Consider the following 12,383-nt stretch of genomic DNA (forward strand, 5'->3'; position numbering starts at 1 on the left):
ACAATACATCTCCCCCTGACCCACCTCGGGTAAACCTTTCCTACACCGATCCAAGCTTGATCCAACCCCCCACGCAGGCCTAATCTAGCGCCACGCAAACGTTTCACCTCTCCCTTCGCAGTACCGCTACATCGCCACTCCATACCAAGGAGGTTCCCGAATGTTCGATTTCCACCCTCAGCTCAAGCAGCGCTTCGCTGCCTTGCGCACGGGCGCTGAATTCTTTTCGCTGCGTTATGTGCGCGAGTCCGGCCAGTACCTGTCGGTGCGCAAGAACGTCGCCGAACCTCCGAGCCTGAGCCGTGACGAAGGCGCGATGTTGACCGTGCGCGTCAACGGCGTCGAAGCCTATGCCGCGACCAACGACCTGTCCCAATCCGGCCTGCAAGCCGCGCTGGAAAGAGCCGAGCAACAAGCCCGCCGACTCAAGCCCCACGCGCTGCTCGACCTGCGCGAGCAAGCCGTTTCCAGCGATTGCGCCGACTACCTTTCGCCGAACCTCGACCAGTCCTTCCCGTCCCTGTGCGATTGCTATCAACTGCTCGGCGCTGAATCCGCTTCTGTGCCCAAGGACGAGCGCCTGGTGAACTGGCAGGTGAGCATCGGCATCACCCATGTCGAACAGATTTACCTCAACAGCGCCGGCGCTGAACTGCGCCAGGCCCAGCGTTTTATCTACCCGAGCCTGGAAGTCACCGCCTACGACGGCAGCGACAGCCAGACCCGAACACTCGGCCGCGAAAATTTTGGCCAACAAGGCGGCTTTGATGTGATCACACGCTGCGGCCTGGTGGGTGCAGGCCCGAAAATCGCCGATCAGGCGCTGCGACTGCTGCTGGCACCGAACACCCCGCAAGGCCCGCGCGACCTGCTGTTGATGCCCGACCAGATGATGCTTCAGATTCACGAATCCATCGGTCACCCGTTGGAACTGGACCGCATCCTCGGTGACGAGCGCAATTACGCCGGCACCAGCTTCGTCAAGGCAGAAGACTTCGGCCATCTGCAATACGGTTCGAAACTGCTCAACGTGACCTTCGACCCGGACATCCCTGAGCAACTCGCCAGCTACGGCCATGACGACGACGGCAGCGCCGCGAGCAGGCAGTTTCTGATCAAGGAAGGCTTGCTGCTGCGTCCATTGGGCGGTGCACTGTCGCAATTCCGTGCCGGCATGGACGGCGTCGCTAACAGCCGCGCCTGCGGCTGGAACCGGCCGCCAATCGACCGCATGGCCAATCTGAACATCGAGCCTGGCGATCAACCGCTGGAGCAACTGATCGGCGACATCGAGCACGGCATTCTGATGAGCACCAACCGTTCCTGGTCGATCGACGATGCGCGCAACAAGTTCCAGTTCGGTTGCGAATGGGCTCAGTTGATCGAAAACGGAGAGCTCAAAGGCGTGGTGAAAAACCCGAACTACCGGGCGATTTCCGCGCAGTTCTGGAAGAGCCTCAGCGCCGTCGGCGACGCCAGCACCTTCAAGGTCCTTGGCACACCAAACTGCGGCAAGGGCGAACCGAATCAGGTGATCCGTGTCGGCCATGCGTCGCCGGCCTGTGTATTCAGCAACGTGGATGTGTTTGGGGGAGACGCCTGATGAGTACGCCAAACAATCAGTCCGATGCATTCAAGGCCTTGGTCCATTGGCTGCGCGATGCGATTCGCGAACCGGAGCAATTCACCCTCAGCTACGCCGCCGAGTCGTCGGCCTTCGTGCGTTTCAACCATGCGAAGGTGCGTCAGGCCGGTCAGGTGCAACAGGCGAGCGTCGGTTTCAAACTGATCAACGAGGGCCGGCATGCCGACCTCGACATTACGCTGTCGGGCGATGTGGAAGTCGACACCCAGCGCCTGGCCGAAGGGCTGCAACAACTGCGCGACACCTTGCCGCTGCTGCCGCAGGATCCGTACCTGCTGCTCAACCACAACGGCTGGCAGAGCAAAAACGTGCAAGAGCATCCCCTGCCGGACACCGAGCGAGTGGTCGCGGAAATTGCCCAGGCTGCCGAGGGGCTGGACTTGGTGGGCTTCTATGCGGCTGGCCCGATCAGTCGCGGTTTCGCCAGTTCCTCGGGCGCGTTCGGCTGGCATCAGGCCAACAGCTTCAACTTCGACTTCAGCCTGTTTCATGCCAACGGGCAGGCGGTGAAGGCCAGTTACGCCGGGCATGACTGGAACAGCGAAGGGTTTGCCAAACGCTTTGCACAGGCACGCGAGCAGTTGGCGTTTCTCGGCAGGCCGCAACGCACTTTGGCACCCGGGCAATATCGCGCCTATCTCGCCCCTGCAGCCCTGGGAGAAATCATGGACATGCTGGGCTGGGGCGGTTTCTCGGCGCAGTCGATCGCCAGTAAAAACAGTCCGCTGCAAAAGCTTTACGCAGGTGACAGTTCGTTCAGCCCATTGGTCTCTGTCGATGAAAAAGTCAGCGGTTCGTTGAGTCCGGCGTTTTCCGGCGAAGGTTATCCGCGCAGCGATCTCAAGTTGATTGTCGAGGGCAACGCCGGTGCACAAATGGTCAGTTCCCGAAGTGCGGCCGAGTATGGCTTGACCGCCAATGGCGCCAGCGCTGGTGAAATGCCGAGCGCGGTGAACATGATGGCCGGGGCGTTGCCCGATGCAGAGATTCTCAAACAACTCGGCACGGGTTTGTACATCAGCAATCTTTGGTACCTGAACTACTCGGACCAGCCGGCGGCACGCCTGACCGGCATGACGCGCTTTGCGACCTTCTGGGTCGAGAACGGCAAGATTCAGGCGCCGGTCAGCACCATGCGTTTTGATGACAGCGTCTACAGTTTGCTTGGATCGCAGCTGGAAGCGTTGACCGAAGAGCGGGAGTTGTTGTTGTCGGCGAGCACCTACAGTCAACGGGCGACGGCTTCGGCGTTGTTGCCGGGGGCGTTGATCAGCCGACTGACGCTAACCCTGTAAATACAAAACCCCTGTGGCGAGGGGATTTATCCCCGTTCGACTGCGAAGCAGTCGCAAACCCGGTGAATGCGGTGTGCCTGAAACTCCGCGATTAGAGGTTCTGGGGTCGCTTCGCGACCCAACGGGGATAAATCCCCTCGCCACATTGGTTCGTTGCCAACCTAAAAGAGGTCCCATGCCTAACCGCCCGCCTCTCGACGCTGTCACCGCCCGCTGGGTGCCGTGGGTCGTCGCCATTGCCTTCTTCATGCAGTCCCTCGACGGCACCATCCTCAACACCGCCCTGCCGGCCATGGCCCGCGACCTCGCGGAAGATCCGCTGCGTATGCAGGGTGTGATCATCGCCTACATGCTTACCGTCGCCTTGCTGATCCCCGCCTCGGGCTGGATCGCCGACCGCTTCGGCACCAAGAAAATCTTCTTCGGCGCGATCCTGTTGTTCAGCATCGGCTCGTTGCTCTGCGCTCTGTCGAGCAGCCTGAGCATGCTGATCGGCGCCCGGGTGATTCAGGGCCTGGGCGGTGCGCTGATGCTGCCGGTCGGGCGGCTCGTGGTGCTGCGCGCTTACCCGCGCTCGGAACTGGTGCGGATCATGGGCTTCATTACCATTCCCGGCCTGCTCGGCCCGTTGATCGGCCCGACCATGGGCGGCTGGATGGTCGAATACCTGACCTGGCACTGGATCTTTCTGATCAATCTGCCGGTCGGCGCCGTCGGTTGCTACGCGGTGTGGAAATTCATCCCCGACCTGCGCGGTTCTGAGCGCACGCGTTTCGACAGCCTCGGCTTCTTGCTGTTTGGCGCAGCGATGATACTGATCACCATCGCCATGGAAGGCCTCGGCGAACTGCACCTGCCGCACTTGCGCGTGATGTTGTTGCTGTTCGGCGGCATGGCGTGCCTGGCGGCGTACTGGTTGCGGGCCGGGCACATCGAAAATCCGCTGTTCGCGCCGTCCCTGTTCAAGACCCGGACGTTTGCCGTGGGCATTCTCGGCAACCTGTTCGCGCGTCTGGGCAGTGGCGCCCTGCCGTTTCTCGTGCCGTTGCTGCTGCAAGTGGCGCTGGGTTACTCGCCGTCCCAGGCCGGAATGAGCATGTTGCCGCTCGCCGCTGCGGCGATGGTCGCCAAGTCGGTGGCGCGACCGCTGATCGAACGCCTGGGCTATCGCATCGTGCTGACCGGCAACACGTTGGCGCTGGGACTGATGCTGGCAAGCATGGGGCTAGTCAGCGAACAGACGCCGTACTGGTTGTTGCTGGGCATGCTGGCGATCCTTGGCGCGATCAACTCCTTGCAGTTCACCGCGATGAACACCGTGACCCTGATCGACCTCGACGACGCCAGCGCCAGTAGCGGCAACAGCTTGTTGTCGGTGGTGGCGCAATTGTCCCTGAGTCTCGGTGTGGCGTGCGCCGGCGCCTTGCTCGGCGGGTTCACGGCGCAAGTCGGTAATGACGGCGCAGACACCGTTCTGGGCGCATTCCAGCTGACTTTCGTAACGGTCGGAATCATGGCGATGCTGGCCGCAACGATCTTCTCGCAGCTGTCAAAGGATGACGGACGGCGTGTCAAACGTCCGGAAGAACACATCGAGCCTTAGGGCGAATGGCCACTGGGCTGGTACACTGCGCGACATTTTGTTTTGCAGGCCAGTCCCGTGACCACCATCGCCACCGCTTTTAATACTTTGCCGCTGTCCGCCGCCATGCTGGCTAACCTCGACTCCCTCGGTTATGCCCAGATGACGCCGATCCAGGCGCAAAGCTTGCCGGTGATCCTCAAGGGGATGGACCTGATCGCCCAGGCCAAGACCGGCAGCGGCAAGACCGCCGCCTTCGGTATCGGCCTGCTGAACCCGATCAATCCGCGCTTCTTCGGTTGCCAGGCGCTGGTCATTTGCCCGACGCGCGAGCTGGCTGACCAGGTCGCCAAGGAAATCCGTCGTCTGGCCCGCTCTGAAGACAACATCAAGGTTCTGACCCTGTGCGGCGGCGTGTCGTTCGGCCCGCAGATCGGCTCGCTGGAGCATGGCGCGCACATCATTGTTGGCACCCCGGGTCGTATTCAGCAGCATCTGCGCAAAGGCTCGCTGGTCCTTCATGGCTTGAACACCCTGATCCTCGACGAAGCCGACCGCATGCTCGACATGGGTTTCTACGATTCCATCGAAGAAATCATCGCCCAGTGTCCGGAACGTCGTCAGACCCTGCTGTTCTCCGCCACCTACCCGGTGGGCATCAAGCAGCTCGCATCAAAGTTCATGCGCAACCCGCAGCAAGTGAAGGCCGAGGCGTTCCACGACGACACGCAGATCGAGCAGCGCTTCTACGAGATTTCCCCGGAAGACCGCATGGACGCGGTGGTCAAAGTCCTTGCGCATCACCGTCCGGCCTCTTGCGTGGCCTTCTGCTTCACCAAGCAGCAGGTTCAGGAAACCGTTGATCACCTGACCGCCAAAGGCATTTCCGCTGTCGGCCTGCACGGCGACCTGGAACAGCGTGACCGTGATCAGGTCCTGGCGATGTTCGCCAACCGCAGCACTTCGGTGCTGGTGGCCACCGACGTCGCCGCACGCGGTCTGGACATCGATGCGCTGGACATGGTGATCAACGTCGAACTGGCCCGTGATTCGGAAATCCACATTCACCGCGTTGGCCGTACCGGTCGTGCTGGCGAGAAAGGCATTGCGATCAGCCTGGTCGCCCCGTCCGAAGCGCACCGTGCCCAGGCTATCGAGCAACTGCAGAAGTCGCCGTTGAGCTGGGATCAACTGGACAACCTCAAGTCTCAGGGCGGAGGCCCGTTGCTGCCGGCCATGAGCACGCTGGTCATCGGCGCGGGCCGTAAGGACAAGGTCCGTCCGGGTGACATTCTCGGCGCACTGACCGGCGATGCCGGCATTCCCGGCGCTCAGGTCGGCAAGATCGCGATCTTCGATTTCCAGGCGTATGTGGCCGTGGAACGCGCAGTGGCCAAGCAGGCCGTGCAGCGCCTGAACGAAGGCAAAATCAAAGGCCGTTCGTTGCGCGTGCGTATCCTGTAAGGATCTTTGCCCCAGAGCAGATCCCCTGTGGGAGCGAGCTTGCTCGCGATGAGGCCGATACATTCAACATTGATGTTGTTTGACAGTCTGCCATCGCGAGCAAGCTCGCTCCCACATTGGTTTCCTGGTGGATTTAATATTTGTGTGAGGACACCGTTTTGCGCTCTACCGAAGTCGTGATCATTGGCGCTGGCGCCGCAGGGTTGATGTGTGCACTGACCGCCGCCGGGCGCGGGCGCAAGGTGATGCTGCTCGACCACGCGAACAAGGCCGGCAAGAAAATCCTGATGTCGGGCGGTGGCCGCTGTAATTTCACCAACATGTATGCCGAACCGGGCAATTTTCTCTCGCAGAACGAACACTTCTGCAAATCCGCACTGGCGCGCTACACCCAGTGGGATTTCATCGGCATGGTCGCCAAACATGGCGTGCCGTACCACGAGAAAAAACTCGGCCAGCTGTTCTGCGATAACAAATCCAGCGACATCCTCGAGATGCTGCTCAACGAGTGCGATCAGGTCGGCGTCAGCCTGCACCTGGACACCTCGATCCAGACCATCGAGAAACTCGAAAGCGGCTACCTGCTGGACACAACGCTGGACCAGATCACCTGTGAGTCCTTGGTGATCGCTACCGGCGGACTGTCGATTCCGACCCTGGGCGCCACTGGTTTCGGTTATCAGGTCGCCAGACAATTTGGTCACGAATTGCTGCCCACCCGCGCCGGACTGGTGCCGTTCACCATCACCGATCAGCTCAAAGAGCTTTGCACTGAGCTGTCCGGTACTTCGGTGGATTGCCAGGTCAGCTGCAACGATCAGAGTTTTCGCGAGAACATCCTGTTTACGCATCGCGGTCTCAGTGGCCCGGCGATTTTGCAGATTTCTTCGTTCTGGGAATCCGGCGACACGGTAGAAATCAACCTGATGCCGGACCACGACGTGCCGACCTGGCTGCAACAGCAACAGGCCGAACGCCCGAACAGCGAGTTGAAAACCCTGCTTGGCGAGATCTTCACCAAGAAAATGGCCAACCTGCTGGCGGACAACTGGTTCGTCTCCAAACCAATGAAGCAGTACACCCACGCGGAAGTTGCCGACATCGCCGAGAAGCTTGCGTGCTGGAAAGTTGTGCCGGCCGGCACCGAAGGTTATCGCACGGCTGAAGTGACGCTGGGTGGCGTCGATACCAATGAGGTGTCGTCAAAGACCATGGAGTCGCTGAAAAGCCCTGGCTTGTATTTCATCGGTGAAGTGCTCGACGTGACCGGTCACCTGGGTGGTTTCAATTTTCAATGGGCGTGGGCCTCCGGATACGCCGCAGCGCAGTACGTCTGATCCGCAGATATGGATGGGGCTTTTGTGGCGAGGGGATTTATCCCCGTTCGGCTGCGAAGCAGTCGTAAATCCGCGACAGAGGTCTACCTGACGTAATGCGTGTGCCAATCTGGGGCCGCTTCGCTGCCCGACGGGGATAAATCCCCTCGCCACAAGTCAATACAGACCTGACATGTTAATCAGCAAGGAACAGAATTTGCTGTCAGATGTGATCGGCGCCATTGCGTCGGCGTCATTACTGGCTCAATTTAGCGGCATCGCCTCGGAAGGCCCTCGCACTTCATGTCATCGACCTCGTTCAATCAGTCACTGCGGCGCCTCTGGGCGCTGGATAAATTCAGTTATAGCGTGCGGGTGTTCATCGCCCTGACCGGCACCATGGCGCTGTGTTGGTATCAGGATGAAATGGGGCTGCTGATCCCGTTGTTCCTCGGGATCATCGCCAGCGCCCTGGCCGAAACCGACGACAGTTGGCAGGGCCGCCTCAATTCGCTGGCCGTGACGCTGGTCTGCTTCCTGGTCGCCGCACTGTCGGTCGAACTGTTGTTCCCCTACCCCATCTTTTTCATCATCGCCTTCGCCCTCGCTGCCTTCTGCCTGACCATGCTCGGCGCCCTAGGCGAACGTTATGGCGCGATTGCCTCGGCGACGTTGATTCTGTCGGTCTACACCATGATCGGCGTGGACCAGCGCGGCGGCGCGGTGACCGATTTCTGGCACGAGCCGGTGCTGCTGGTGGCCGGCGCGGCGTGGTACGGCTTGCTCTCGGTGTTGTGGCAGGCGATGTTTTCCAATCAGCCGGTGCAGCAGAGCCTCGCACGGCTGTTCCGCGAACTGGGCTTTTACCTGAAGCTGAAATCGTCGCTGTTCGAGCCGATCCGGCAGATGGACGTGGAAGCGCGCCGACTGGAACTGGCCCAGCAGAACGGTCGGGTCGTAGCGGCACTGAACGCCGCCAAGGAAATCATTCTGCACCGGGTCGGCAATGGTCGACCAGGCTCGAAAGTCAGCCGCTACCTGAAACTCTACTTTCTCGCCCAGGACATTCACGAACGCGCCAGTTCCTCGCACTATCCGTATAACGCGCTGGCAGACACCTTCTTCCACAGCGACGTGCTGTTCCGCTGTCAGCGCCTGCTGCGCCAGCAAGGCAAAGCCTGCCGGGCGCTGGCGGAATCAATCCAGATGCGTCAGCCGTTCATTTACGACGCCAGCTTCACCGAAACCCTGAGCGACCTGCACGCTTCCCTCGAACACCTGCGCATCCAAAGCAACCCGGCCTGGCGCGGATTGCTGCGATCCTTGCGCGCGCTGGCAGCTAACCTCGGCACCCTCGACCGCTTGCTCAGTGATGCGAGCAACCCTGATGCCCTCGCAGACGCCACCGACAGCAGCCTGCTCGACCGCTCGCCGCGCAGCCTCAAGGATGTGTGGATTCGCTTGCGCACGCAGCTGACGCCGACCTCGCTGCTGTTCCGCCACGCCCTGCGTTTGCCCCTCGCGTTGAGCATCGGCTACGGCATGGTGCATCTGATTCACCCGTCGCAGGGTTACTGGATCATTCTTACCACGCTCTTCGTCTGCCAACCGAACTACGGCGCCACACGCCGCAAGCTTGGTCAGCGGATCATCGGCACCGCCATCGGCCTGACCGTGGCCTGGGCGTTGTTCGATCTGTTCCCGAATCCGCTGGTGCAGTCGTGCTTCGCGATCGCCGCTGGCGTGGTGTTCTTTATCAACCGCACCACCCGCTACACCCTGGCCACGGCCGCGATCACCCTGATGGTGCTGTTCTGCTTCAACCAGGTCGGCGACGGCTACGGCCTGTTCCTGCCGCGACTGTTCGATACCTTGCTCGGCAGCCTGATCGCCGGGCTCGCGGTGTTCCTGTTCCTGCCCGACTGGCAGGGCCGACGCCTGAACAAAGTGCTGGCCAACACCCTGACCTGCAACAGCATTTACCTGCGCCAGATCATGCAGCAATATGCCGCCGGCAAGAGCGATGACCTGGCTTACCGCCTGGCCCGGCGCAACGCGCACAACGCCGATGCGGCGCTGTCGACAACGCTGGCCAATATGCTGATGGAGCCGGGGCATTTCCGGAAGGAAGCGGATGTCGGGTTCCGCTTCCTGGTGCTGTCGCACACCCTGCTCAGCTATTTGTCAGGACTGGGCGCACACCGCGACGCCCAGCTACCGGCCGATGTACGCGAACAATTGATCGAAGGGGCCGGTGTGAAACTGGCGGCCAGCATTGATGAAATCGCCCAAGGGCTGGCAAGCAAACTGCCGATTGCGATTCAGAGTGATGAGGAAGAGGCGCTGGCCAATGAGCTGGAACAGATGCCGGATGAGATTGATGAAGGACAGCGATTGGTGCAGACGCAGTTGGCGTTGATCTGTCGGCAGTTGGGGCCGTTGCGGACGTTGGCGGCGCATTTGATCAAGGATTCAGGCGAGGATTGAGAGGTGGGGAGCTTTTGCCGGCCTCATCGCGAGCAAGCTCGCTCCCACAGTGGATCTTCGTCGCATCACATATCCTTGTGGGAGCGAGCTTGCTCGCGATGAGGCCATCAGCCACACCACAAAAAACTACATCCCGTGCAGCTTCATCAAACGCTCATAACTCCCATCCGCCTTCATCTCGGCAATCTCCCGATCAAAACCCGCCACGATCTGTTCATGCTGCGGATTTTTCAGGCTGACCAGAATGTGCAGGCTGTTCTCGCTCAATGGCTTGGGCAGGAACTCCACGGCATTGCGCACCTTGGCTGATTCCCGGGCCAGGTAGTAACGCGCAACGTATTCGTCCTCCAGCGTCAGTTTGACCCGGTCGGCCGCGACCATGCGGACGGCCATGGAAAAGCTGTGCACCGGGATTTTCTGCAGCGAGGCGTCTTCGTCGAACTCCGGTGAATAGGCGTAACCGCGCACCACGGCAATCGGGTACGTGTGCAATTGCTGCAAGTTGTTGAATTCGATCGGCGCGTCCTTGCGCTTGAGAAAGCGCACGCGGTTGAGCAGGTACTCGCCGGAAAACCGGCCGAGCTTGGTGCGCTCTTCGGTGTACCAAGCATTCACCAGGACGTCGTAACGTCCTTCCCCAACACCCAGAAGTGCGCGCGCCCAGGGCACCTGTTCAAAATCGCTGGCGTAGCCGGCGCGGGCCAGCGCGGTGCTGACGATGTCGGTGGCCAACCCGCCGTTGACCAGCGAGGAGTCGGTAAAGGGTGGCCATAAATCGGCGACAAGTCGCAGCTTTTCCGCTGGCGCGCTCTGAGTCAGCAACAGCAATCCGATCAAGGCCAAAGATCGATGCAATCGCGGCATGCTCGAAAATCCTTAGCGGGCGGGTTGCCCGACGTGTTTTCAGCCAAAACTCCAAGGCCCCGTACCGGCGAAACCCAGGTACTAACATTAGCTCATCGAAGCCACTGCACAGCGCTTGATCTCAGATTACACAAAGAAGACAACGCCGCGCGAAATGAATGATGGCATTTTGGCCTTTGTCACAGATTTCTCTGCCATACAGACAACTTTCGTCCGGGCGCCTAGTATCGGAGCGACTGGGTCGAGGAATGTGAAGATGACAATCGATTGGATCTGCAAACACCACAGCGATCTGGGCAAGGAGCAGCTGTACGCTGTTCTGCAGCTGCGCGCAGAGGTGTTCGTTGTAGAGCAGAAATGCGTTTATCAGGACGTGGATGGCCAGGATCTGGAGGGTGACACCTGCCATTTGATGGCCTGGGACGGGGATCGACTGGTCGCGTACTTGCGCTTGCTCGATCCTGAACTACAGGGCGGTGATGTGGTGATCGGGCGGGTGATTACCGCGCCAGAGGCCCGCGGCAAGGGCCTGGGTCATGAGCTGATCGCCCAGGCGTTGAAGCAGGCTGAAAAGCGCTGGCCTGATGTGCCGGTTTATCTGTCGGCGCAGGCGCATTTGCGGGGGTATTACGGGCGGTACGGGTTTGTCGTGGCGGGTGAGGAGTATGTTGAGGATGGTATTCCACACATTGGGATGCGTCGTTCCTGAGGGCCCCTTCGCGGGCAAGCCCGCTCCCACACTGGATCTTCTGTGAACTCACTATTTGTGAACAGCAGAGATCAACTGTGGGAGCTGGCTTGCTCGCGAAGACGTCAGCCGCAACACCCCCAATCACGGATATTCCAACACCGCTTTAATCTGCCGCAGATTACGCTCTATCCACCCCCGATCAATCGCCCCCCACTCGCGAATCCGATAACGCCCGGCGTGATTGCGCGCGCCCTCTTCCTGCTCGAACTCGCAAACGATGTCCAGATCCGCCAACGCCGCAATGGTGTCCTGGGCCGTGCGCCGGGGCATGCCGGTCACATCGGTCAGTGCCGGGACGCTGCTGGCCAGCCCGCTGTCGATCAGGTACGCCACGTACAAGCGGCGATAGAAGCTGCTCTTGGTCTTGCTTACGTCCATCCAGGCATTCCGTATTAATTAGAAGATCAAAAGATCGCAGCCTTCGGCAGCTCCTACGCGCCTGTGGGCGCTCGCATTTCCCGCCACGTCAGGTACACCCGCACGTCGAATTCGACCTGGTGATACCCCGGCAACATGTGTTCGCACAGCTTGTAGAACGCCTTGTTGTGATCCGACTCCTTGAAGTGCGCCAGCTCATGCACCACGATCATTTTCAGAAATTCGGCAGGGGCTTCCTTGAACAACGAAGCCACCCGGATTTCCTTCTTGGCCTTGAGTTTTCCGCCCTGCACCCGGGAGATTGTGGTGTGCAGGCCGAGGGCGCGGTGAGTGAGGTCCAGACGGTTGTCGAACAGCACCTTGTCGATGGCAGGGGCATTACGCAGGTATTCCTGTTTCAGGTCCAGCGCATAGGTGTACAACGCCTTGTCGCTCTGCACCTCATGCTTTTGCGGGTATCGCTGGCTCAGGTAATCGCCCAGCCGACCTTCGGAGATCAGTCGGCGCACCTGGTCCTGCAACGCGGCGGGATAGGCCTGGAGGAATTTCAAGGCAATCATCGGGGCGGCAACATCAATGATGAAAAGGTCGCCAGTGTAGC

The 12,383-nt window shown here is 60.3% G+C and carries 10 protein-coding genes; 7 read left to right on the top strand and 3 right to left on the bottom strand.

The window, feature by feature from the left end:
* Positions 1-160: 160 nt before the first annotated feature.
* From ACYZT9_RS24805 to yccS, 6 genes are all read left to right on the top strand, one after another.
* A complete protein-coding gene (locus ACYZT9_RS24805) occupies positions 161-1,603 on the top strand; it encodes a TldD/PmbA family protein (protein ID WP_462007817.1) in 1,443 nt (480 codons plus the stop codon).
* Positions 1,603-2,940, top strand: coding sequence for a TldD/PmbA family protein (locus tag ACYZT9_RS24810; protein WP_462007818.1), 1,338 nt, complete (start codon positions 1,603-1,605; stop codon positions 2,938-2,940). The genes ACYZT9_RS24805 and ACYZT9_RS24810 overlap by 1 nt, the downstream gene beginning before the upstream one ends.
* 175 nt (positions 2,941-3,115) lie before the next feature.
* Entirely contained in the window at positions 3,116-4,543 is a 1,428-nt protein-coding gene (mdtD, locus tag ACYZT9_RS24815) for a multidrug transporter subunit MdtD (RefSeq protein ID WP_462007819.1), read from the top strand.
* A gap of 105 nt (positions 4,544-4,648) precedes the next feature.
* The gene (dbpA, locus tag ACYZT9_RS24820; protein ID WP_462010284.1) at positions 4,649-5,986 is read left to right on the top strand and encodes an ATP-dependent RNA helicase DbpA; all 1,338 of its coding nucleotides are present in this window, start codon (positions 4,649-4,651) and stop codon (positions 5,984-5,986) included.
* A gap of 158 nt (positions 5,987-6,144) precedes the next feature.
* Complete coding sequence (locus ACYZT9_RS24825) at positions 6,145-7,323, top strand: BaiN/RdsA family NAD(P)/FAD-dependent oxidoreductase (protein WP_462007820.1); 1,179 nt, start codon at positions 6,145-6,147, stop codon at positions 7,321-7,323.
* Between the two features lie 282 nt (positions 7,324-7,605).
* Entirely contained in the window at positions 7,606-9,789 is a 2,184-nt protein-coding gene (yccS, locus tag ACYZT9_RS24830) for a YccS family putative transporter (RefSeq protein ID WP_462007821.1), read from the top strand.
* Between the two features lie 126 nt (positions 9,790-9,915).
* Here yccS and ACYZT9_RS24835 read toward each other — a convergent pair whose 3' ends face one another.
* Positions 9,916-10,653: a substrate-binding periplasmic protein gene (locus ACYZT9_RS24835; protein WP_462007822.1), complete on the bottom strand. Its 738-nt coding sequence runs from the start codon at positions 10,651-10,653 to the stop codon at positions 9,916-9,918.
* Between the two features lie 256 nt (positions 10,654-10,909).
* Between ACYZT9_RS24835 and ACYZT9_RS24840 the strand changes: the two genes are divergently transcribed.
* Positions 10,910-11,362, top strand: a complete 453-nt coding sequence (locus ACYZT9_RS24840) for a GNAT family N-acetyltransferase (RefSeq protein WP_462007823.1) — start codon at positions 10,910-10,912, stop codon at positions 11,360-11,362.
* A 123-nt stretch (positions 11,363-11,485) separates the two neighbouring features.
* Here the strand turns inward: ACYZT9_RS24840 and ACYZT9_RS24845 are convergent, their stop codons facing one another.
* A complete protein-coding gene (locus ACYZT9_RS24845) occupies positions 11,486-11,782 on the bottom strand; it encodes a winged helix-turn-helix domain-containing protein (RefSeq protein WP_008033286.1) in 297 nt (98 codons plus the stop codon).
* Positions 11,783-11,835: 53 nt separating this feature from the next.
* Positions 11,836-12,342: a M48 metallopeptidase family protein gene (locus ACYZT9_RS24850; protein ID WP_462007824.1), complete on the bottom strand. Its 507-nt coding sequence runs from the start codon at positions 12,340-12,342 to the stop codon at positions 11,836-11,838.
* Positions 12,343-12,383: the final 41 nt, after the last annotated feature.

The sequence above is a fragment of the Pseudomonas sp. ZT5P21 genome (assembly GCF_054897785.1).

Bases quoted from the DNA above. Each gene is read 5' to 3' on its own strand.
- ACYZT9_RS24835 (WP_462007822.1), bottom strand. From the start codon at position 10,653: ATGCCGCGATTGCATCGATCTTTGGCCTTGATCGGATTGCTGTTGCTG.
- ACYZT9_RS24805 (WP_462007817.1), top strand. From the start codon at position 161: ATGTTCGATTTCCACCCTCAGCTCAAGCAGCGCTTCGCTGCCTTGCGC.
- yccS (WP_462007821.1), top strand. From the start codon at position 7,606: ATGTCATCGACCTCGTTCAATCAGTCACTGCGGCGCCTCTGGGCGCTG.
- dbpA (WP_462010284.1), top strand. From the start codon at position 4,649: ATGCTGGCTAACCTCGACTCCCTCGGTTATGCCCAGATGACGCCGATC.
- ACYZT9_RS24840 (WP_462007823.1), top strand. From the start codon at position 10,910: ATGACAATCGATTGGATCTGCAAACACCACAGCGATCTGGGCAAGGAG.
- ACYZT9_RS24810 (WP_462007818.1), top strand. From the start codon at position 1,603: ATGAGTACGCCAAACAATCAGTCCGATGCATTCAAGGCCTTGGTCCAT.
- ACYZT9_RS24850 (WP_462007824.1), bottom strand. From the start codon at position 12,342: ATGATTGCCTTGAAATTCCTCCAGGCCTATCCCGCCGCGTTGCAGGAC.
- mdtD (WP_462007819.1), top strand. From the start codon at position 3,116: ATGCCTAACCGCCCGCCTCTCGACGCTGTCACCGCCCGCTGGGTGCCG.
- ACYZT9_RS24845 (WP_008033286.1), bottom strand. From the start codon at position 11,782: ATGGACGTAAGCAAGACCAAGAGCAGCTTCTATCGCCGCTTGTACGTG.